The organism is Streptomyces sp. NPDC002868 (genome assembly GCF_055563295.1).
The window spans coordinates 40,041-61,711 of the sequence record NZ_JBVHDR010000010.1 but is presented as its reverse complement, the minus strand read 5'-3'; the positions used below and the strand labels follow the sequence as shown (position 1 = coordinate 61,711).

Sequence of the window (21,671 nt, the reverse complement as noted above, 5' to 3'; positions counted from 1 at the left end):
TTGTCCGGGGCTTGGTCCGTGGGGGTCCAGGCCATGGGCTCAGTCCTCGCCACGGACGACATTGCTCTCCAGTTCCGGGGCGTTGTTTCCTTCGCCGCCGCCGTCAAGTAGTTCCGCACGGGCCGGGATGTACGTGCGTATCCGGCCCTTCTTCGTCTTGTCTTCCACCACCAGGCGCACGCCGGCGCTGCCGCCGGGTTTCATCGCAATGCCTCCTCGGTCCGGTATGCGGAATTGTCTGGGGCTTCGGGTACCCCTACGACAGTTGTCAAACCGGCGCAGGAATACAGGAATGGAACAGCCCTCCAGGGCACTTCCGGACGTGCGGGAGCACAGAACCTTGGGCATCGTCCCCGTCCTCGCCTTCGCCGGCATCACCGTCGCCGTGATGCAGACCCTCTCGTGCCGGTCATCAAGGACCTGCCGGAACTCCTGAACACCACGCCCGGCCAACGCGGCATGGGTCCTGACGGCCACCCTGCTCGCGGGCGCCGTCGCCGCGCCCATCATGGGCCGGCTCGGCGATCTGTACGGCGCGCCCGTCCCGCGGGCTAAGGCGGCGGGCGCGGCTACGGGGCTCCTCAGGTCGGCCGGCTGACGAGTCCGGCTCTGTCCTCCGGCCGGCGCCGTGCCCAGCCGAGTGTGACGACCGACGCCACAGCGGCGAGGGCGCACCAGGTGGACACGAACTCCAGCCGCCACAGCGCCGCGCAGACCACCGCCCCTGCCCCGGCGAGGACTCCCAGCAGCCGCAGCACCGGATCGCCGCCGAGCAGCAGGGCGCCGACGGTGGCCAGCAGATAGCCCGCGATGATCAGCGGGGAGCGCGGCAGGTCCAGGACATAGCCGAGGGTGTGACCGCGGACGTCTGCCGTCACGCCCCGGGTGGCGAGGCAGTACGCAAGGACGGCGGCGGTGGCGAGCCCGGCGGCGGCCGGAACGACCAGTCGGCGCCGGACGCGGGGCGGCGCGGCAAGCAGTACGCCGAACGGCACCCACACCGGCAGCAGGGGCAGAGCGATCGCGGCCCACGCCATGGTGGCCGTCCCCGAGCCGCCGCCCGACCGCCACACGACGGACTCGATGACCTGGTGGGCCCCGAGAAGCAGCGGCAGCGAGGCGAGCGGCAGATCACGGGCCCGTGCGCCTGCGCGACGCAGGCCACGCCGGTCGCGGAGATACAGGTGCCGGCCACGAGGTCGGCAGTCGCACTCCAGCACATGGCGTCATCCAGGGACGGGAAAACGGGGGCCGGACAAGCCATATCCCAACAAGGCGTACGGATCCGTGAACGGAATGGGTCCCGTGCCGGGACCGGGAGGAAACGCAGCCGTAGCGGTCGCCGCGGAGTCAGCCGCTCTTCGGAGGCTCGTGCAGGCCGAAGGGCGAGCCCTGGTCGTCGTGACAGAGCTTGAAGCGGCCGAAGCGGGCGATCGTCTCGTCGTCGTCGCCCATGTCGAAGTCGTCGACCGTGCCGCCGAGTTCACGGACCCGGTCGAGAGCGGCCGTCATGTCGTCGACCTTGAAGAAGAGGTACGGGTTCGCGCCCGGGTCGCCGCCGTGCACTCCGCCGGGGACGTTCGGCGTCCGGATCGCATAGCCGCCGCCCTCGGTCGGGCCCTGCTCGAAGGTCCAGCCGAAAAGGCCGCCGTAAAAGGTGCGGGCCGCTTCGAAGTCGCCCACGCCCAGTTCGAAGAAGGAGATCTCACCGGCCATCGCGGGTTCCCGCCTTCCGTATGGAGAGTGTCCGTCCCAGCGCTGACGATCCCACCGTACGGCCGCCCCGGCACCGCGGCACCGCGGCAGCCGAATAGGCCATCACTCCGTAGGGATCAAGAGCCGCCCGAAGAGTGCAAGGTCACAGCCCTCTCCCCTCCTGCACCTTTGTGGGCTTGACCTAGCATCTGAGCATGACGGTCCTCCCCGATGACGGGTTTTCCCTGGCCGCCGAATTCCCGGATGCGACCCACGAGCAGTGGCAGCGGCTGGTGGCCGGCGTGCTGCGCAAGGCAGGCAAGGACGCCCCGGACACGGCGGCCGATGATCTGCTGTCCACGTCCCTCGAGGACGGGCTCACCACCCGCCCTCTGTACTCCGCGGACACCGCACACAACGGCGCGGACAGCGCCGGATATCCGGGCTTCGCGCCCTTCACCAGGGGCGGCAGGCCCGAAGGCGGCGCTGTCTCCGGCTGGGATGTACGCCAGCGCCACGACCGGCCGGATCCGGTGCGCACGAACGAAGCCGTGCTCGCGGACCTGGAGAACGGGGTCACCTCGCTCTGGCTGTCCGTCGGCGCGGCCGGGGTTCCCGTCTCCGGACTCGCCAAGGCACTGGAGGGCGTCTATCTCGACCTCGCGCCCGTCGCCATCGATGCGGGGGCCGAATTCGACGCCGCCGCAAGGGAGTTGCTGCGGCTCTACGAGGAGAGGGGCGTGCCCAGGCAGTCGGCACGCGGAAACCTCGGCGCCGATCCGCTGGGATACGAGGCCCGGACCGGCGAGGCCCTTGGGTCCGCCGACGCAATCGCGATGGCGGCGCTGTGCGCACGCGAGTGGCCGGCGCTGCGGGCACTGACCGTCGACGCGCTGCCGTACCACGAGGCCGGCGGGTCGGCGGCGCAGGAGCTGGGCTGTTCGCTGGCGACCGGGGTCGCCTATCTGCGGGCGCTCGGCGAAGGCGGGCTGAGCATCGAAGAGGCGTGCGGCCAGCTGGAGTTCCGGTACGCGGCCACCGCCGACCAGTTCCTGACGATCGCGAAACTGCGCGCCGCCCGACGGGTGTGGGCCCGCGTCGCCGAGGCCTGCGGTGCGGATCCCGCTGCCGGAGCACAGCGCCAGCACGCGGTGACCTCCCCGGTGATGATGACCCGGCGCGACCCCTGGGTGAACATGCTGCGCACCACAGTCGCCTCGCTCGCCGCGGGCGTCGGCGGCGCCGATGCCGTGACCGTGCTGCCCTTCGACCACGCCCTCGGTCTGTCGGACGGCTTCGCCCGCCGCATCGCCCGTAACACCTCGACGATCCTGCTCGAGGAGTCACATGTGGGCCGGGTCATCGACCCGGCGGGCGGCTCCTGGTACGTGGAGCAGCTCACCGACGAGCTGGCGCACGCGGCCTGGGCCTGGTTCCAGGAGATCGAGCGCGCCGGAGGCCAGGAGGCCGCCCTGCGCGGCGGTCTGATCTCCGAGCGGATCGGCGCCACCTGGGACGGCCGCAGGAAGAACCTGGCCAAGCGGCGCGAACCGGTCACCGGCGTCAGCGAGTTCCCGCTGCTCGCCCAGGCTCCGGTCGAGCGCGACCCCGCGCCCGCCCCGCCCACCGGCGGACTGCCGAAGGTGCGCCGCGACGAGGCCTTCGAAGCTCTGCGGGCCCGCTCGGACGCGCATCTGGTCACAACCGGCGCCCGACCGCGCGTCTTTCTCGCGGCCCTCGGCCCCGCGGCCGCGCACACCGCACGCGCCTCCTTCGCCGCCAACCTCTTCCAGGCAGGTGGCATCGAGGCGGTCCACGACCCGGTCACCGTCGACGCGGGCTCGGTCGCCGAGGCATTCACCGGCAGCGGGGCGACCGTGGCGTGCATCTGTTCCAGCGACGCCCTCTACGCCGAGCAGGCCGCGCCGGTAGCCGAGGCGCTCAAGGCGGCCGGCGCACTGCGGGTGTTCCTCGCGGGCCGTCCCGGCGAGCAGCGTGAGACGTATGTACAGGCCGGAGTCGACGAATTCGTCGTCGCGGGCGGCGACGCGGTCGCCGTCCTCACCTCCGCCCTCGACCGGATCGGAGTGGCGTGATGCGGATCCCGGACTTCTCAGGAATCGAGCTCGGGCCCGGCGACACGTCCGGGGTCTTTGAGGACCAGTGGCGCACGGCCGTCAAGGAGAGCACCGGCAAGGACGACGGCGATCTGGTGTGGGACACGCCCGAGGGCATTCCCGTCAAGCCGCTGTACACCGGGCAGGATCTGGCAGGCCTCGACTTTCTCGGGACATATCCGGGCATCGCGCCGTATCTGCGCGGCCCGTACCCGACGATGTACGTCAACCAGCCCTGGACGATCAGGCAGTACGCCGGGTTCTCCACGGCCGAGGAGTCCAACGCCTTCTACCGGCGCAACCTCGCCGCCGGGCAGAAGGGTCTGTCGGTCGCCTTCGATCTGCCGACCCACCGCGGCTACGACAGCGATCATCCGCGGGTGACGGGCGACGTCGGCATGGCGGGTGTGGCCATCGACTCGATCTACGACATGCGGCAGCTCTTCGACGGCATTCCGCTGGACCGGATGAGCGTGTCGATGACGATGAACGGAGCCGTGCTGCCCGTTCTCGCGCTGTACATCGTGGCCGCCGAGGAGCAGGGCGTACCGCCCGAGAAGCTGGCAGGGACCATCCAGAACGACATCCTCAAGGAGTTCATGGTCCGCAACACCTACATCTATCCGCCCGGGCCCTCGATGCGGATCATCTCGGACATCTTCGCGTACACCTCGCAGAAGATGCCCCGTTACAACTCCATCTCCATCTCCGGCTATCACATCCAGGAGGCCGGAGCCACGGCCGATCTCGAGCTGGCCTACACCCTCGCCGACGGCATGGAGTACCTGCGGGCGGGCCTCGGCGCCGGGCTCGACGTGGATGCCTTCGCACCGCGCCTTTCGTTCTTCTGGGCGATCGGCATGAACTTCTTCATGGAGATCGCCAAGCTCCGGGCGGCGCGGCTGCTGTGGGCGAAGCTGGTGAAGAAGTTCGACCCGCAGAACCCCAAGTCGCTCTCGCTGCGCACCCATTGCCAGACCTCGGGCTGGTCGCTGACCGCACAGGACGTCTTCAACAACGTCACCCGCACCTGCGTTGAGGCGATGGCCGCCACCCAGGGGCACACGCAGTCGCTGCACACCAACGCCCTGGACGAGGCGCTGGCCCTGCCCACCGACTTCTCGGCGCGCATCGCCCGCAACACCCAGCTGCTGCTCCAGCAGGAGTCAGGGACCTGCCGGGTCATCGACCCCTGGGGCGGCAGCGCATACGTCGAGAAGCTCACGTACGACCTCGCGCGGCGCGCCTGGCAGCACATCGAGGAGGTCGAGGCGGCGGGCGGCATGGCGCAGGCCATCGACGCCGGTATCCCGAAGCTGCGCGTCGAGGAGGCCGCGGCCCGTACGCAGGCCCGCATCGACTCCGGCCGTCAGCCGGTCATCGGCGTGAACAAGTACCGCGTCGAGACCGACGAGCAGATCGACGTGCTCAAGGTCGACAACTCCTCGGTGCGCACCCAGCAGATCGAGAAGCTGCGGCGGCTGCGGGCGGAACGCGACGAGAACGCCTGCCAGGACGCGCTGCGCGCACTGACCGCCGCCGCTGAGGCGGGCCCGGGCGGCGCCGGTCTGGAGGGCAATCTGCTGGCGCTCGCGGTGAACGCGGCGCGCGCGATGGCGACCGTCGGTGAGATCTCCGACGCCCTGGAGAAGGTGTACGGGCGGCACTCGGGGCAGATCCGTACGATCTCCGGTGTGTACCGAAACGAGGCCGGCACGTCGCCGGCGGTGGAGCGGACCCGCGCGCTGGTCGAGGAGTTCGAGCAGGCCGAGGGCCGCCGTCCGCGCATCCTGGTCGCCAAGATGGGCCAGGACGGTCATGACCGCGGCCAGAAGGTGATCGCCACCGCCTTCGCCGACCTGGGCTTCGACGTGGATGTCGGCCCGCTGTTCCAGACGCCGGCCGAGGTGGCCCGCCAGGCGGTGGAGGCGGACGTCCACATCGTCGGCGTCTCCTCGCTGGCCGCCGGGCATCTGACGCTCGTACCGGCGCTGCGGGAGCAACTGGCCGCCGAGGGACGGGAAGACATCATGATCGTGGTGGGCGGGGTGATCCCGCCCCAGGACGTCGAGACGCTGCACGAGGCCGGGGCCGCCGCGGTCTTCCCGCCCGGCACAGTGATCCCGGACGCCGCCCAGGACCTGGTGAAGACGCTGGGTGCCTCGCTCGGCCACGAGTTGTAGGACTGTGCCCCGGATGCATCCCACGATCGACATCGACAGCTATGTCAAGGGCGTGCGTGATGGATCGCGGGCCTACATCGCCCGCGCCGTCACGCTCGTCGAGTCAACCCGCGCCGATCACCGGGCACTGGCCCAGCAGCTGCTGACCGAGCTGCTGCCGTACTCCGGAGCGGCACGGCGAGTGGGCGTCAGCGGCGTGCCCGGCGTCGGCAAGTCGACGTTCATCGACGCGCTCGGCACGATGCTCACCGGTCTCGGCCACCGGGTGGCGGTGCTGGCCGTCGACCCGTCGTCGACCCGTACGGGCGGCTCCATCCTGGGTGACAAGACCCGGATGGAACGGCTCGCGGTGGACCCCGCGGCGTTCGTGCGGCCCTCCCCCACCTCCGGCACGCTGGGTGGGGTGGCCAAGGCGACGCGCGAGACCATCATCGTGATGGAGGCCGCCGGCTACGACGTCGTGCTCGTCGAGACGGTCGGCGTCGGCCAGTCGGAGACCACTGTGGCCAACATGGTGGACTCCTTCCTGCTGCTGAGCCTGGCCCGTACCGGTGACCAGCTCCAGGGCATCAAGAAGGGTGTACTGGAGCTGGCCGACGTCATCGCCGTCAACAAGGCGGACGGCCCGCACGAGCGCGACGCCCGCTCGGCGGCCCGTGAACTGGCCGGTGCGCTGCGGCTGATGCACCCGGCCGACGCGGCGTGGACTCCCCCGGTCCTGTCCTGCAGTGCCCGCGAGGGCACCGGCCTCGACACCCTCTGGGAGCGTCTTGAGCAGCACCGGGCGCTCCTCGACTCGACGGGCCGGCTTGCCGCGAAGCGCCGTGACCAGCAGATCGACTGGGCGTGGGCGATGGTCCACGACGAGCTGCGGGACCGGCTGCACGGCCATCCCGAGGTACGGGCGCTCGCGCCCGGTCTCGAACAGCAGGTGCGGGACGGGGAGTTGACGGCGACGCTGGCCGCGGAGCGTATCCTCGACGCCTTCCAGAACTGGGGCTCCGCCCCAGACCCCGCTCCTCAAACGCCGGAGGGGCTGAATTTCAGCCCGTCCGGCGATTGAGGACACAGCCGAAGGCCGTACGGGGGATCTGGGGCTCACCCCCCAGTTACTCGCCGGGCAGCCCGGACCGGACCTCTCGGGCCGCGGCGACCAAGTGCTCCAGTGACGTACGTACCTCGGGCCAGCCGCGGGTCTTCAGGCCGCAGTCGGGGTTGACCCACAGCCGCTCGGCGGGAATCGCGTCAAGTCCCTTGCGCAGCAGTGCGGTTGCCTCCTCGGTGCTGGGCACCCGCGGCGAGTGGATGTCGTAGACGCCGGGGCCCACCTCGCGCGGATAGCCGGCGGTGGCGAGTTCGTCGGCGACCTGCATATGGGAGCGGGCGGCCTCCAGGCTGATGACATCCGCGTCGAGGTCGTCGATGGCCTGGAGGATGTCCACGAACTCCGCGTAGCACATATGCGTATGGATCTGGGTATCGGGACGGACGCCGCCGGTGGTGAGGCGGAACGCCTGTGTCGCCCAGGCCAGATAGGCCTCGTGGCCGGCCCTCCGCAGCGGCAGCGTCTCGCGCAGCGCCGGTTCGTCCACCTGGATGACCGAGGAGCCCGCGGCCTCCAGGTCGTTCACCTCGTCGCGCAGCGCCAGGGCGACCTGTCGTGCGGTGTCGGCGAGCGGCTGGTCGTCGCGGACGAAAGACCAGGCGAGCATGGTGACGGGCCCGGTGAGCATGCCCTTGACGGGGCGACTGGTCAGCGACTGGGCGTACCGGGTCCAGCGGACGGTCATCGGGTCGGGCCGGGAGATGTCGCCGGCCAGGATCGGCGGCCGGACATAGCGGGTGCCGTACGACTGGACCCAGCCGTGCCCGGTGGCAAGGTAGCCGCTGAGCTGCTCGGCGAAGTACTGCACCATGTCGTTGCGTTCGGGCTCGCCGTGTACGAGGACGTCGATGCCGGTCTTCTCCTGGAAGGAGATGACCTCGCGGATCTCGGCCTCGATCCGCTTCTCGTATCCCTCGGTGTCGAGGCGTCCCGACCTCAGGTCTGCCCGCGCGGTGCGCAACTCGGTGGTCTGCGGGAACGAACCGATCGTGGTCGTGGGAAGGAGGGGCAGGCCGAGGCGCGAGCGCTGGGCGGCGGCACGCTCGGTGTACGGGAGGCTGCGCCGGGTGTCGGCCTCGGAGACGGCCGCGCAGCGGGCCCGTACGGCGGGGTCGTGGGTGAGCGCGGAGGTGGCGCGGGAGAGCAGGTCGGCCCGGTTGGCCGCGAGTTGGGCGGCGATGCTGCCGGCGCCCTCGGTCAGTCCGCGGGCCAGGGTGACCACCTCGGCCGTCTTCTGGCGGGCGAAGGCCAGCCAGCGCGCGACCTGCGTGTCCACGTCCCGTTCCGCGGCCGCGTCGAGGGGCACGTGCAGCAGGGAGCAGGACGCCGCCACATCCACCCGGTCGGCGAACCCCAGCAGGGTGGCGAGTGTGGCGGTCGACTTCTCGAGGTCGTTGATCCATACGTTGCGGCCGTCGACGACTCCGGCGACGAGCCGCTTGCCGGGCAGGCCGCCCACGGCGGCGAGGTCGCCGAGGTTGGCGGCGGCAGGCCCGGTGAAGTCGAGGGCGAGTCCGTCGATCGGCGCTTTGGCCAGCACGGGGAGGGCGTCGCCGAGCCGGTCGAAGTAGGAGGCGACCAGGAGTTGGGGCCGGTCGGTCAGTCTGCCCAGCTCCCGGTAGGCGCGGGCCGCGGCGTTCAGCACGGCCCGTGGCTGGTCCTGGACCAGGGCCGGCTCGTCGAGCTGCACCCACTGCGCGCCCGCGGCCCGCAGGTCGGAGAGCACTTCGGCGTACACCGGAAGCAGCCGGTCGAGGAGGGTGAGCGGTTCGAAGTCTGCGAGGACGCCGGGCGCGGGCTTGGCGAGCAGAAGATATGTGACGGGTCCGACGAGCACCGGGCGGGCGGTGAGACCGAGCGCGAGCGCCTCCTTCAGCTCGGCGACCTGCTTGGCGGAGTCGGCGGTGAAGGCGGTGTCGGGGCCGAGTTCGGGCACGAGGTAGTGGTAGTTGGTGTCGAACCACTTGGTCATTTCCAGGGGCGCGACGTCCTGGGTCCCGCGGGCCATGGCGAAGTAGCCGTCGAGCGTGCCGGCCTCGACGGCCGCACGGTGGCGCGCGGGAATGGCGCCGACCATGACGCTGGTGTCCAGGACATGGTCGTAGTACGAGAAGTCTCCGGTGGGCACTTCATGGATGCCGGCCTCGGCCAGCTGCTGCCAGTTGGCCCGGCGCAGTTGAGCGGCTGTCTCCCGGAGGGCGTCGGCTTCGACACGGCCCTTCCAGTAGCCCTCGATGGCCTTCTTCAGTTCCCGGTCGGGGCCCTGGCGTGGATAGCCGTAGACAGTGGCCCTGGCTCCGGCGGCTGAGGATGTGCTGGTCACGGAACTCTCCTTCGCGAGTACTCGTCAGGCGACCCCGGAGCGGATCGTGGAACGCGAAGGAACGGCAACCGGAGCAGCCGCCGGCACGCCTGTGCCTGTGCTGCCCGTACCGCCGACCCGCCCACGAGGTCACCGAGATCTCCGCGCACGTCGGTCGCGCACGGGCAGTGGCAGGTCTTCGGACTTGTGGGCACGCCTTCCTCGTACGTGTCGTACGAAGGCACCTACTGGCCGTCGCTTCCCGGATCCTGTGCCGGATCCAGTGCGTATGACGGCGGTCGTTCCCACTTACCGCTGCGGGGCAGTTCCGGATTTCCACCGGATTCCCTCTTGCGACGCGCCTGCCTGGAGGGCAGGGCGAACCAACTGCAAGACCCAGCCTAGGCGCTGCCCCTCGCGGGGAACACCCCCGCCCCCGGCGGGGGCGGGGGCGGGGGCGGGGGCGGGGGCGGGGGCGGGGGTGTCAGCTTCCGGTCCTGCTCACTTCCCCGGTCCCGTTCACTTCCCCGGTCGGGCGGCGTCCCCGACGCGCAGGCCGGATCCGGCCACGCGTGCCTTGATGCCGTCGCGCTCCACGGTGATGTCCCGCAGCCGCAGCTCGCTGAGCGAGTCGGGCAGCTCGAAGGAGAGGGAGAGCCGCTCCGAGAGCTCCGGCGGCCTGACCGCGAGCAGTCCCTTGACCAGCGCGGGGTCGATGCCCGCTTTCTCCAGCAGCTGTGGATGCGCGATCACCACATCGACGAGGTTGACCTTCATCAGACGCTCGGCGAACTTCGGTGCTCCGGTGAGCCGGTGGAGTTCCTCCTCGCTCCGCAGCGCCCGGCGCACCTGCTCCTTCGGCACTCCGAGCCGGTCCACGATGGCGGGCACCGCCAGCAGTGCCTTCGCGCGGGCTGCTTCGCGGCTGATCCGCTCGGCCGTCTCGCGGTGCAGCCGCAGTCCCGAATGGTCTGCGTCCTTGCCGGGCCGGTAGGTGGCGACACCGGGAATGTCGAGCTGCATGCCGTCGAGGGTGGTGGTGAGGGCCCGGTTGTTGTCGCGCCGGATGTGCGCACGGGCACGTACGCGCAGTTCCTGTCCGGCGATGGCCAGTTCGCCGTTCACGCGCACCCCGTCGGCGCCGCTGCCGGTGAACCGGAGCTGTGAGGCGCCCAGTTCGCGGTTGAGGTCGTCGAAGGAGAGCAGCACCTCGCCGTCGAGGTTGCCGATGACGGCGCCCTTGATCGAGGTCGGGGCGTCGCCGACGATGCGTACGTCCTTGGCGGTGGCCCGCACTTCGGCGAGCGAGACGCGGTCGGCGGAGACGTCCGGCACGGTGACGTCAACCCGGTCGATCCGCTCGTCGATGAGCTGGGTGAGGAAGGGGAAGCCGTGGATGTCCACGTCCGGCCTGGTGGCGAGTGAGAGCGACTGCTGGAGTTTGTCCGCCGCCTTGCTCTGCGCGTACGCCTCCGCGAGCCGGTCGGCGAGCAGCAGACAGACGGTGCACAGGAGCGCCGCGACGGTCAGCTTCACCACCGCGGGCAGAGCCGCGAGACGGCTCTGCCCGCGGTGGTTGGGCGGTGACCAGTCGTCCTCGTCGTCGAGGTCGGAGGTGAGCCCGAGCTCCAGCGGGTCCCGCGGGACGTAGTTGGCGTAATCGGGTTCCGGGTCTGCCAGTTGAGCGAGTTCTTCGTACGGATTTCGTGAATGCGCTGATATGCGTGTGGGGGGTCGCATCGGCTCATCCCACCACGTGAGCCACCCTCGAACGCAAGTCCTACCGTGCGTACGTAATGGTTTGAGCCAAAATTTCGGCGATCCGCCGCCTGCCGGGCCCGCGTCAGCGCCTAGCCCAGGACCTTGAGGATCTCGGCGGCGAGCGGGGCGGACGAAGCAGGGTTCTGGCCGGTGACCAGATTGCGGTCCACGACCACCTTCGGGGCCCAGGGCTCGCCCTCCTGGAAGTCCGCGCCGAGTTCGACGAGCCGGTTCTGGAGCAGCCACTTCGCCTTGTCCGCCAAGCCGGCCTGCGTCTCCTCCGCGTTGGTGAAACCGGTCAGCCGGTAGCCGGTGAACGGCCAGGAGCCGTCCTCGCGCTCCGCGGCGAGCAGCGCGGCCGGCCCGTGGCAGACCACGCCGAGCGGCTTGCCGGAGTCCAGGGCGGCGGTGAGCAGCTTGCCGGAGTCCGGGTTGACGGCCAGGTCCTCCATCGGGCCGTGGCCGCCGGGGTAGAAGACCGCGTCGTAGTCGGTCAGGTCGGCCTCCTCCAGCTTCAGCGGTCGCTGCAGGGCGGCGATCGAGGCCAGCTCGGTGGCGATCACGTCGGCGTTCTCCTTACCTCCGTTCACCTCGGGCGCGAGGCTCGCCCTGTCCACGGTGGGTACGACACCGCCCGGCGTGGCAACGGTGATGTCGTGCCCCGCCTCGGTGAAGGCCCGGTAGGGAGCCACGAGCTCTTCCGCCCAGAAGCCGGAGGGGTGCCGGGTGCCGTCGGTCAGGGTCCAGTGGTCCGCGCCGGTCACCACAAAAAGGATCTTCGCCATCTCACATCTCTCCGTCGAAAGGTCGCTGATGTCCTCGAACGTAGACCGATGTGCCATTGGAATCCAATAGGCTCTACACCATGAGGCATAGGGAATCCAATGGATTGTCGGGAATACAGGGACCGGCCCCGAACGGCCCGCTCGATCTGACCCTGCTGCGGACCTTCCTCGCCGTGCACCGCACCGGCTCGTTCACCGCGGCCGCCCGTCTGCTCGGTCTCTCCCAGCCGACCGTCACCACGCAGATCCGCTCCCTCGAGCGGCAGCTCGGACGCGAACTCTTCGGACGGCTCCCTCGTGGAGTCACCCCCACCCCGGTCGCCGACGATCTCGCAGCCCAGATCGCCGACCCGGTGGACGCCCTCGTCGCCGTCGCCGTCCGTGGTCAGGCCGGCGAGAGCGGCCCCGTCGATCCGGTCCATCTGGCAGGCCCCGCCGAGCTCCTCTGCACGCGCGCGCTGCCCGCCCTCGCGCCCCTGATCGAGCAGGGCGTACGCCTTCGGGTCACCACCGGCCTCACCGACGAACTCCTCGACGGCCTGCGCGCCGGCCACAGCGATCTGGTCATCGCCACCATCCGCCCGCGTGGCCGCTCCCTGACCGCCGTACCGCTGACGGACGAGGAGTTCGTCCTGGTTGCTTCACCGCAGTGGGCGGAACGGATCAGCCAGGACCGGATCGCGGCGGAGGGCCCCGCCGCCCTGCGCAGCGTCCCCCTCGTGGCGTACGCCGAGGATCTGCCCATAGCCCGCCGCTACTGGCGCCATATCTTCGGCACCCGGCTGACCGGCCAGGCCGCTGTGACCGTCCCCGATCTGCGCGGAGTGCTCTCGGCAGTCGTCGCCGGGGCCGGGATCACGGTGCTCCCCCACTATCTCTGCCAGCACGAGCTGGCCGCCGGCACACTGGTGCAGCTGCTCACGCCCGACGACCCGCCCATCAACACCAGCTTTCTCGTCCAGCGCCCTGGCGCATCGGACAACCCCCACTTGGCACTGGTCCGCGACCGTCTGCTGCGCGAGGCGCCCACCTGGTGAGTACTCCCGCTCGTTAGGGTGAGGCATGGTCACTTCTCACGTCATCACCTGGGAAGTCACGGAGAGCCAGGGCTACGAGACCTCCTGGGTCGAGCTCCGCGGCACGACCCTGCTGGCCCGTGGGCGCGCGGTCGGAACCGTACCCAATCCGCACTGGATCTCGTACGAGCTCGAAACCGGCGACCACTACCTCACCCGTGAGCTGCGGGTCCACGCCGCGACCGCCACGGGTTCGCACGAACTCCACCTGCGGCACGACGGTCACGGCCGGTGGACCGCCGACGGGGAGCCACTGCCCGAAGTCGACGGCGCGCTCGACTGCGACCTGGCTCTGTGCCCACTCACCAACACCATGCCGGTGCGACGGCACGGGCTTCATCTGGCACCCGGTGAGCGGACCTTCCTGATGGCCTGGGTCTCGGTGCCGGACCTGACCGTGCACGCGTCACCGCAGACCTACACCCATCTGCGGCGTACCGAACACGGCGGTCGCGTCCGGTTCGCTTCTGGCGATTACCGCAGCAATGTGGAGTTCGACGCGGACGGGCTCGTCATCGACTACCCGGGCTTGGCTCGCCGGCTTTCGTGGAGTGCGGGACATCCGCGGCCATAGCGCCGGTCAGGACACCTCGTGGAGCTTCTCGAAGAAGAACTCGTGCTTGAGGAACGAGGTGTCGTACTCGTGGCCGGACTGGGGCGGGATCAGCTGGGAGGCCTGGAACAGCCGCCAGCCGTCCTCGAGCGCGGCCACGCCGGAGCCGTACGGAGGCTCGTCGCCGTCCCCCGTGGTCGGCTTGGTGGAGCCGGTGCCGTCGTAGCGGGACCAGCCGACCACCTCCGAGTCGAGCGCCGAGGTCGCCAGATACAGGACGAGGACCTGCTGTCTCATGCATGGCTCCCAAGAGTCGGGCGGTTGGACACGCGGGTCGCCCAGTAGTCGATGTCGAACGAGTCGTCGCCGGTCAGGGCCCGCCAGAGGCGGACCCGGTTGTAGATCTCCAGCCGGCCGGTGGCGTGCTCGTACCACGGGAAGGAGGTACGCAGCTCGGCCTCGACGGCCGGATCATCGAGGTCGCGGGTGTCCCAGAGGCGTACCTGGGGCACGGTCGGGTTGAAGCGGATCTTGAACATATAGCGGGGGCTGTCGCTGTCGTTGCGGCGCCCGCCGTGCCACAGGCCGTGGTGCAGAAGCACCACGGTGCCGGCCGGGCAGGTCAGCCGGGTCTGGCCGCGCAGGTTCTGGTAGCGGCCGGTGTCGCTCTCGTTGGTGCGGCGCAGGTGGCTGCCGGGCACGCTGAGGGTGCCGCCCATGTGGGCGGTCACCTCGTGCGGGTAGTACATGAGCTGGACGTCGAAGGCGTCGGGGCGTACGTCGATGATGGCGTCGCCGTGCAGCGGCTGGGCGTTGCCCTCGTGGGGTTCGCGGATGTGCACGGCATGGTGGTCGACGGTCGGCGCGGGGCCGACCAGGCTGCGCAACGCCCCTGCCACCGGCGGGAGTTCCACGAGGCGACGCGCGAACGACCCTTCGGGGAAAGCCTCGTCGAGCGGTGTGCCATAGGGCACGTCGGGGACTCCGGCGGCCAGAACCTCGATCGCCCGGTCGTTCATCTCGGGCGGTACGACCGCGTCCATCCGCAGGGAGCCGTGCGCGACGAACCGCGCCATCCGGACCGAGGTCAGGAGCTCCGTTCTGGTGCTTGTGCTGGTGCTTGTGCTGGTGCTTGTGCTTGTAGACATACGGCAACCGTAGAAACGAACTCCACGCCTGTCGTGGGCTGCAATCACCGACGACTGGTAATTTCTCACCATGGACCGTGTGGAGATCCGGCTGGACGAGCCCCCGCGCGTGGCGAACATCGGAGTGGGGGTGCACGGGGTCAACGGGCCGCACGACATCTTCCGGCTGACCGGTCTGTGGCAGCTGCATCTGTACGGCTACGAGGGCGAGCTCATTCTCGGCGGCACGGTCCACCGCATCCGACCCGGCCGGGTGAGCCTGATCCCGCCCGGCGAAGAGGTGCACTTTCACTACCGCGGCCGGTCCGAGCACTTGTACGCACACCTTCAGCTCTCCGATTCGGGCGCGCGGCACACCGTTCCGGTAATGCAGGACGCCGGCGCCGACGGGCCATTGCTCTCCGCCCTGCTGCGGCGCGGCATCACGGCGATGCCCGGTACGCCGTCGAAGGCCGCCGCCACCGCATGGGCGGCACTCTGGCAGGTGGTGGAGCTGAGCGCGCCCGAACGGCCGGGCGGGGGTCCTCCCGCCATCGCCGCCGCCATGGCTCATATCGAGGCGCACCTCGCCGAACCGCTGACCGTGCCGGACATCGCCCAGGTGGCCGGGGTTTCGCACAACCACCTCACCCGGCTCTTCCGCGCCGAGACCGGTACCACGGTGGTCGCCTACATCCGCCGCCGACGGCTGGAACGGGCACGCCATCTGCTGCGCGCTTCGACGCTCGCCATCCCGGCCGTGGCGGCGGCGGTGGGCATTCCCGACCTGCAGGCCTTCAACAAGGCGTGCCACCGCGAACTGGGCGGCTCCCCCCGCGCTGTCCGCACCTCGGACTCGCCGGTCTACCGGCGACAGAGCGTCCAGGACCAGCGGTAGGTCCCCGCCCCGACCAGATAGGGCGGCAGCGTGTCAGGCCCGCAGGAGGCCGTGCCGAGTCCGCGGTGTGCGGCGTCGATGTGGACCACCGGGCAGGCGCGCGGGGTGAGTTCATCATGGTGCGCCGCTGTGTCCAGATCGTGGGCGCGGTGGCGTACGACAGAGACCTGGCGCGGGCTGTCGAGCCGGACCGTCAGACCCGGTCCACCCCCTGAAGAACTGAGCGAGAAGCTGCGTACGCCGTGCCGTCCGCCGCTTTCCTGCGGACGCAGATACGGGGTGAACAGCGCGTCCACGGAGGCACGGTGGTGCCCCACGGCCGCGCCCGCGCTGCGGTCCGGATACGACTCCCAGGGCCCCTGCCCGTACCACTCGATCAGATCGAGTCCGCTCACCGTCTCGAAGACGGATCCGACCCGTGCGACATCGGACACGCCCTCGGGCAGCACAGCGGTCTCCTCGACGAGAAGGCCGTCCCGCACCGGGGTGAAGAACTGCTCGTGCAGGACCGTGCCTGCCCTGGTGTCGTACGCGGAGCGCACCGACACCTTCTCCCCGTCGCGGGTCACCGACACCAGCTTGCGTACGAGGGTGTCGAGACCCAGCGTGCGCCAGTGGTCCGCGGGGCCACCCAGCAGGTCGTTGTCGGTCGGCGCGCGCCACAGACTCAGCACAGGTGGTGAAGTGAGCAGCGGGTGGACGAGCAGTCCGTCGCCGTCCACCTCTACGCTCCCCGCGCAGGGGGCGGCCCCGAACGGGGCCCGCTCACGCAGTCGTATCCGCGGAGTGCACACCTCCGTGCCGCGCGGGGCCCATGTCTCGTCGTGCGCCGTGGTCACGCGAAGGGTCAGCCAGGCCTCTCCGCTGTCCTCCGGCAGCGTGGCCAGGAGGCCCTGAAGAGGCGGGAGTTCGGCGGAGCCGCCGGGAGGTACGTCGGGGAGGGCGGCCGGGGCGGTGATGGTTCCCGCGTCCTCGGCCGTCAGATGCCACTCGGCGGTCAGCCATGACAGATCGCGGAAGTGCTGGTGGTTGTGGACCAGCGGCGTCCCGCCTTCCTCCGAGAGCCATGACAGCCTTACGGGAGCGGCCAGTTCACGGTGTTCGTACATCGCGGGTTTCGGTGTGCGGTCGGGGAAGAGCAGGCCGTCCGCGCAGAACGCGCCGTCGTTCGGGGTGTCGCCGAAGTCGCCGCCGTACGCCCAGCGGTAGCCCTCGGCGGCCACTCCGTTCGCGTACGCTCCGGCGCCCGCCCGTCCCGCCGGCCGCCCGTCGCTCAGCCGCTGGAGGATGCCGTGGTCCCACAGTTCCCAGATGAACCCGCCCTGCAGACCCGGGGTGGACTCGAATGCCTGCCAGTGGTCGGCGAGGGTGCCGTTGCTGTTTCCCATGGCGTGCGAGTACTCGCACAGGATCAGCGGTTTGGTCTGGGTGCCCGAGCGGGCGTGCGCGACGATCTCGTCGAGGGACGCGTACATCGGGCAGACGATGTCGCTCGCGATGTCCGTCGCGGACCAGTCGGTCTTGGCGGCGCCCTCGTACTGGAGTGGGCGGGTGGGGTCGTGGCGGCGCAGCCAGCCGGCCGCGGCGTCGTGGTTGGCGCCGTAGTCGCTCTCGTTGCCCAGCGACCAGATGATGACGCTGGGGTGGTTCTTGTCACGCAGCACCATCCGCGACACCCGGTCCACGAAGGCGGGGAGATAGCGCGGGTCGTCGGCGATCTCGTGGGCGTGGTCGTGGCTCTCGATGTCCGCCTCGTCCACGAGGTACAGGCCCAGTTCGTCGGCGAGGTCCAGCAGTGCCGGGTCGCCCGGGTAGTGCGAGGTGCGAATGGCGTTGAAGCCGAAGCGCTTGACCGTCTCCAGATCGGCGCGGATCTCGTCGGCGCCGAGAGTGCGCCCGGTGAGCGGATGGAAGTCGTGCCGGTTGACGCCGCGGATGTACACGCGCTCGCCGTTGACCAGCAGGTCCCGGCCGCGGACCTCGATGTCGCGAAATCCGATGCGGTGGTACGAGGTGTCGGCGACCGTGCCGTCCGCGTGGTGCAGCCGCACGGTGAGGCCGTAGAGCACAGGTGTCTCGGCCGACCATGGGCGTACGCCGCTGAGCGTGGCGCTCAGCCGGGCCTCCCCAAGGAAGTCGGAGACCCGCCCCACGGCCCGGTTGGCCGCGTCGTAAGCGGCATCCTGGACGAGGTCGCCGAACTCCTCCAGCTCCCCGCTGATCGACCAGCCCTCGGGCAGGGGGCCCTCGGTCGCCGGTCCGCGCACCTGACAGTCGACCCGCAGGGTGCCGTCCTGCCCGGCCCGTACGGTCACATCGGCGAGATGCAGCGGGTCGGTGGCGTACAGCAGCACCGAGCGGGTGATGCCGCCGTGCCACCACTGGTCCTGGTCCTCGATGTGAGTGGCGTCGGACCACTTGACCACCGTGAGGCGTACGGTGCTGCGCTCCCCCGGGCGTACCACGTCGGTCAGGTCGAACTCACTCGCCAGATGGGAGTCCTTGCCGATACCGACCGCCTGTCCGTCGACCTCCACGATCAGCACGCTCTCCGCAGCGCCGACCTGGAGCACGATGCGGCGGCCCGCCCATTCGGCGGGGATGTCCACCTCGCGCTCATGGACGCCGGTGGGGTTGGCCGCCGGTGACGCGGGCGGGTGGTGCGCCCACGGCATCGTCACATTGGTGTAGTGCGGCAGGTCGGGCGCGCCGACGTCCTGCATGGTCCAGGCGCCGGGCACCTCCAGCCACGACCAGCTGCCGGTGAGCGGGGCGTCCGGTGCGGGCAGCAGCTGGAAGCGCCACTCGCCGTCGAGACTCAGGCTCCCTGGGCGGCGGTCCACGGCGTGCATCGGCAAGCGCCGCCAGGAGGTGATCTCGGGCGCTTCCCAGGGGCGTACCGGCAGCATCAGCGAATGGCTCCCTTGGCCAGATCGGCGATCATCTGGCGGGCGCCGATCGCGAAGACGATGAGCAGGGGGATCAGTGCGAGCAGGGCGCCGGTCATCACCATGCCATAGTCGGTCGTGCCGTGGACGCCGTTGAGCTGCGACAGCGCGACCTGGAGCGTCACATGGTCGGGGTTGACCAGGGCGATCAGCGGCCAGGCGTAGTCGTTCCACTGGCCCATGAAGGTGAAAATGCCGAGGAAGGCGAGGCCGGGGCGGACGACCGGCAGGGCCACGTGCCAGTACTGGCGCAGGAAGCCGCAGCCGTCGAGCCGGGATGCGTCCATCAGCTCGTCGTGGATCGCGCCCTTCATGTACTGGCGCATCCAGAAGATGCCGAAGGCGTTGGCCGCGGCCGGCACGACGAGGGCGGTGAGCGAGCCGATCCAGCCGATCCGCGCCATGATCACGAACTGCGGGATCGCCTGGAGCTGGGCGGGAACCATGAAGATGGCCATCATGATCACGAACAGCGCACGGCGGCCGGGGAAATGGAACTTCGCGAAGACAAAGGCGGCCAGCGAGTCGAAGAACAGCACCAGGAACGTCACGGAGCCCGCGACGATCAGGGAGTTGAGCATCGACCCGAAGAAGTCGACGTTGTCGAGGAGAGCGCTGACGTTCTCGTCGAAGTGCGAGCCGGGCAGCAGCTTCGGCGGAAACTGGAAGATCTCGCTCGTCGTGTGTGTCGACATGACGACGGTCCAGTAGAACGGGAAAAGCGAGAGGACGACGCCGACGATCAGCGAGAGGTGCAGGACGAGCCCTCGGGGCCGTGCGCCCTTCATGGCCTTCGTTCCTTTCATGACGGTCATGATGGTCATGACGGTCTCCCCTCTACTTTTCCCGGCGCTGGACAAGGCGCCAGTTGATGATCGAGAAGACGGCGACGATCAGGAAGATGCCCCACGCGATCGCGGCGCCGTAGCCGAAGTCGTTGTTGTCGAAGGTCTGCTGGAAGAAGTAGAGGACCATCGTCTGGCCGGCGTTGTCCGGACCGCCCGCGAAGGTCGAGGTGTTGGCGGTGGTCTGGAGCAGCACCTGCGGCTCGGAGAAGCTCTGCAGACCGGTGACCGTCGACACCACGAGGGTGAAGAGGATGACGGGCCGCATGAGCGGCACGGTGACCCGGAAGAAGGTCTGCACGGGCCCGGCGCCGTCGACGCGCGCGGCCTCGTACAGCTCGCTCGGGATGGTCTGCAGACCGGCGAGGAAGATGATCGCGTTGTAGCCGGTCCACTGCCAGGTCATCAGCGAGGCGATCGCGACCTTGATGCCCCAGGGCGTATTCAGCCACGCGATCTGATCCAGGCCGAGACCCTGGAGTACGGCGTTGACCAGGCCGAAGTTGGTGCTGAAGACCGACCCGAAGATGATCGCGATCGCGACGACCGAGGTTACGTTCGGGAGGAAGTACGCGAAGCGGTAGAAGCTCTTGAAGCGCACCGCGGAGTTGAGCATCACCGCGGTCACCAGCGCGATGAAGAGCATGGGGAGGGTCGAGATGGCCCAGATGATCAGCGTGTTGCCGATGGCGTGCCAGAACTGGGTGTCGCTCAGCAGATAGCTGTACTGCGACAGGCCCGCGTACTCCATCGACCCCAGGCCGTCCCAGCGGTGGAACGACAGATAGAGCGAGAAGCCCACCGGTATCAGGCCGAAGCACAGGAACAGCAGATAGAAAGGCGAGATCGCGAGGTAGAGCCGCCAGTATCCGAATATGGAACGGGACTTGGGGGGCGCGACCTGCGGAGCCGAGACGGCCGCGGGGCTCTCGACGATGGGTGCGGGGGGCGCGGTGGCCATGTCAGCTCACCCCCAGGTGGTCCGCGATGCGCCGGCACTTGCTCATGGCGTCCTTCCAGGCTTGGCCCGGGTCCTTGCCCAGGGTGTGCACCTTGGTGAGCTCGTCGTAGACCGGCTGCTGCAGGGCGAAGTCGTACGGGCTGTTGTAGGCGACCGGGATCTTCTCGGCGGCCGGGCCGAAGACGTCGATGGTGATCTGCCCGCCGAAGAACGGGTCCGGGTCGCGCATGGCCTTTTGCTCGTACGAGGCCGGGGTGGACGGGAAGAGCGAGGCATCGACGAAGCCGCGGGTCTGGTTGTCCGCGTTCAGCAGCCAGGTGATGATCGCGAAGGCCTGCTCGGGCTCCCGGCAGGCCTTGGTGATGGCCAGGAAGGAGCCGCCGTTGTTGGCGGCACCGCCGGGCATCTGGGCCACCCGCCACTTGCCCTTGGTCCTGGGCACGGCCAGCTTGAGGTCGCCGGCCGCCCACGAGGCGTTGAGCTGGCTGGGGAGCCGGCCCTGCTCCATGGCCGCGTTGCTGTCCGGGGTGCCGCTGACGACGTTCGAGATCAGTCCGCGGCGGCGCGCCTCGATGGCCAGGGCCCAGGCGTCGGTCACATGCTTCTGGTCGCCGATGAAGTGCCGGTCCTCGTCCACGAACCGCTTGGTGCCCTGGTTGATCGCGTTCGAGAGGACGGTGAGGGGGTCGATGAGCAGGTACGCGCCGGGGATCTTCTTCTTCAGCTGCTCACCGGCCGCGAAGTACTTCTCCCAGGTGCTCATCTGTGCTGCGACCTCGGCCGGCTCGGCGGGCAGACCGGCCCGGTCGAAGACATCGGCGCGGTAGTACTGCACGACGGGCCCGGTGTCGATCGGAAACCCGACCATGCGCCCGTCGGGGGCGATGCCCTGCTCCCACTTCCACGGCAGATACTGGTTCTTGAACCGGTCGGCGCCAAGTGTGCGCAGGTCCACGAACTGAACGGCGTTGGGGAGGTACGAGGCCATGTCCTCGCCCTTGAGTCCGGTGATGTCCGGCACGGCCGCGCGGCCCGCCATGGTGGTCAGCAGCTTGGACCTGAAGTAGCCGCCGATCTGCACCGGCTTGAGCTCGACGTCCGTAAAGCGGTTCCTGGCCGTGGCCACGACCTTTTCGCTCAGTCCGCCGGTCCAGTACCACAGGGTCATGTTGCGGCCGGTGGAGCCGCGAGGAACCGCGCAGCCTGCCGCAGCGGGGCCGAGCGCCGCGGCGGCCGTGGTGGCCATACCTGCGCGCAGCAGCCCTCTTCGGGAGAGGTGCACTGCTCCCACCGCCTTTCGGTGTGTTTCGGAAGG

General features: G+C 69.7%; 17 protein-coding genes, 2 pseudogenes and 1 riboswitch. Of the genes and pseudogenes, 7 read left to right on the top strand and 12 right to left on the bottom strand.

The window, feature by feature from the left end; translation table 11 throughout:
- Nucleotides 1-39: 39 nt before the first annotated feature.
- Nucleotides 40-204, bottom strand: a complete 165-nt coding sequence (locus ACZ3H8_RS27310; protein ID WP_467406261.1) for a hypothetical protein — start codon at nt 202-204, stop codon at nt 40-42.
- A gap of 88 nt (nt 205-292) precedes the next feature.
- Here ACZ3H8_RS27310 and ACZ3H8_RS27305 point away from each other — a divergent pair.
- Nucleotides 293-535, top strand: a pseudogene (locus tag ACZ3H8_RS27305) (MFS transporter); the annotation flags it as partial.
- A gap of 46 nt (nt 536-581) precedes the next feature.
- Here ACZ3H8_RS27305 and ACZ3H8_RS27300 read toward each other — a convergent pair.
- Nucleotides 582-1,222, bottom strand: a pseudogene (locus ACZ3H8_RS27300) (DUF6629 family protein).
- A gap of 128 nt (nt 1,223-1,350) precedes the next feature.
- Nucleotides 1,351-1,716: a VOC family protein gene (locus ACZ3H8_RS27295; protein WP_467406259.1), complete on the bottom strand. Its 366-nt coding sequence runs from the start codon at nt 1,714-1,716 to the stop codon at nt 1,351-1,353.
- Between the two features lie 194 nt (nt 1,717-1,910).
- Between ACZ3H8_RS27295 and mutA the strand changes: the two genes are divergently transcribed.
- Genes mutA through meaB form a run of 3 tightly spaced genes read left to right on the top strand, consistent with a single transcriptional unit; the run spans nt 1,911 to nt 7,058 of the window.
- Nucleotides 1,911-3,791 (top strand): methylmalonyl-CoA mutase small subunit, encoded by a 1,881-nt coding sequence (gene mutA, locus ACZ3H8_RS27290; protein WP_467406256.1) that lies wholly within the window; start codon nt 1,911-1,913, stop codon nt 3,789-3,791.
- Nucleotides 3,791-5,995: a methylmalonyl-CoA mutase gene (scpA, locus tag ACZ3H8_RS27285; RefSeq protein WP_467406254.1), complete on the top strand. Its 2,205-nt coding sequence runs from the start codon at nt 3,791-3,793 to the stop codon at nt 5,993-5,995. The genes mutA and scpA overlap by 1 nt, the downstream gene beginning before the upstream one ends.
- A gap of 13 nt (nt 5,996-6,008) precedes the next feature.
- Entirely contained in the window at nt 6,009-7,058 is a 1,050-nt protein-coding gene (meaB, locus tag ACZ3H8_RS27280; RefSeq protein ID WP_467406253.1) for a methylmalonyl Co-A mutase-associated GTPase MeaB, read from the top strand.
- A gap of 46 nt (nt 7,059-7,104) precedes the next feature.
- Here meaB and metE read toward each other — a convergent pair whose 3' ends face one another.
- The 3 genes from metE to ACZ3H8_RS27265 form a co-directional block, all read right to left on the bottom strand.
- Nucleotides 7,105-9,423 carry a 5-methyltetrahydropteroyltriglutamate--homocysteine S-methyltransferase gene (gene metE, locus ACZ3H8_RS27275; RefSeq protein ID WP_467406250.1) on the bottom strand — a complete coding sequence of 773 codons (2,319 nt, stop codon included), beginning with the start codon at nt 9,421-9,423 and terminating at the stop codon, nt 7,105-7,107.
- A gap of 152 nt (nt 9,424-9,575) precedes the next feature.
- A riboswitch (cobalamin riboswitch) is annotated at nt 9,576-9,806 on the bottom strand.
- Between the two features lie 115 nt (nt 9,807-9,921).
- The gene (locus ACZ3H8_RS27270) at nt 9,922-11,142 is read right to left on the bottom strand and encodes an LmeA family phospholipid-binding protein (RefSeq protein ID WP_467406248.1); all 1,221 of its coding nucleotides are present in this window, start codon (nt 11,140-11,142) and stop codon (nt 9,922-9,924) included.
- 110 nt (nt 11,143-11,252) lie between these two features.
- Nucleotides 11,253-11,948, bottom strand: a complete 696-nt coding sequence (locus tag ACZ3H8_RS27265) for a type 1 glutamine amidotransferase domain-containing protein (RefSeq protein WP_467406245.1) — start codon at nt 11,946-11,948, stop codon at nt 11,253-11,255.
- Between the two features lie 80 nt (nt 11,949-12,028).
- Here ACZ3H8_RS27265 and ACZ3H8_RS27260 point away from each other — a divergent pair, with 80 nt between their 5' ends.
- On the top strand, nt 12,029-12,985 hold the full coding sequence (locus tag ACZ3H8_RS27260; RefSeq protein ID WP_467406243.1) for a LysR family transcriptional regulator: 957 nt from the start codon (nt 12,029-12,031) through the stop codon (nt 12,983-12,985).
- 25 nt (nt 12,986-13,010) lie between these two features.
- The gene (locus ACZ3H8_RS27255; RefSeq protein ID WP_467406241.1) at nt 13,011-13,598 is read left to right on the top strand and encodes a putative glycolipid-binding domain-containing protein; all 588 of its coding nucleotides are present in this window, start codon (nt 13,011-13,013) and stop codon (nt 13,596-13,598) included.
- 6 nt (nt 13,599-13,604) lie between these two features.
- Here ACZ3H8_RS27255 and ACZ3H8_RS27250 read toward each other — a convergent pair whose 3' ends face one another.
- Together ACZ3H8_RS27250 and ACZ3H8_RS27245 are read right to left on the bottom strand one after the other, a co-directional pair.
- A complete protein-coding gene (locus tag ACZ3H8_RS27250) occupies nt 13,605-13,874 on the bottom strand; it encodes a hypothetical protein (RefSeq protein ID WP_467406239.1) in 270 nt (89 codons plus the stop codon).
- On the bottom strand, nt 13,871-14,725 hold the full coding sequence (locus tag ACZ3H8_RS27245; protein ID WP_467406237.1) for a phytanoyl-CoA dioxygenase family protein: 855 nt from the start codon (nt 14,723-14,725) through the stop codon (nt 13,871-13,873). The genes ACZ3H8_RS27250 and ACZ3H8_RS27245 overlap by 4 nt, the downstream gene beginning before the upstream one ends.
- 70 nt (nt 14,726-14,795) lie before the next feature.
- On the opposite strand from ACZ3H8_RS27245, the gene ACZ3H8_RS27240 reads away from it, so the two are divergent.
- Nucleotides 14,796-15,602: a helix-turn-helix domain-containing protein gene (locus ACZ3H8_RS27240; protein ID WP_467406236.1), complete on the top strand. Its 807-nt coding sequence runs from the start codon at nt 14,796-14,798 to the stop codon at nt 15,600-15,602.
- On the opposite strand, the gene ACZ3H8_RS27235 is transcribed toward ACZ3H8_RS27240, so the two are convergent.
- Genes ACZ3H8_RS27235 through ACZ3H8_RS27220 form a run of 4 tightly spaced genes read right to left on the bottom strand, consistent with a single transcriptional unit; the run spans nt 15,569 to nt 21,638 of the window.
- Nucleotides 15,569-18,511 carry a glycoside hydrolase family 2 TIM barrel-domain containing protein gene (locus ACZ3H8_RS27235; RefSeq protein WP_467406233.1) on the bottom strand — a complete coding sequence of 981 codons (2,943 nt, stop codon included), beginning with the start codon at nt 18,509-18,511 and terminating at the stop codon, nt 15,569-15,571. The two genes, ACZ3H8_RS27240 and ACZ3H8_RS27235, sit on opposite strands and share 34 nt — an antisense overlap.
- Entirely contained in the window at nt 18,511-19,356 is an 846-nt protein-coding gene (locus tag ACZ3H8_RS27230) for a carbohydrate ABC transporter permease (RefSeq protein WP_467406231.1), read from the bottom strand. The genes ACZ3H8_RS27235 and ACZ3H8_RS27230 overlap by 1 nt, the downstream gene beginning before the upstream one ends.
- A gap of 31 nt (nt 19,357-19,387) precedes the next feature.
- A complete protein-coding gene (locus ACZ3H8_RS27225; protein ID WP_467406228.1) occupies nt 19,388-20,356 on the bottom strand; it encodes a carbohydrate ABC transporter permease in 969 nt (322 codons plus the stop codon).
- A 1-nt stretch (nt 20,357) separates the two neighbouring features.
- On the bottom strand, nt 20,358-21,638 hold the full coding sequence (locus tag ACZ3H8_RS27220; RefSeq protein ID WP_467406226.1) for an extracellular solute-binding protein: 1,281 nt from the start codon (nt 21,636-21,638) through the stop codon (nt 20,358-20,360).
- Nucleotides 21,639-21,671 lie beyond the last annotated feature (33 nt).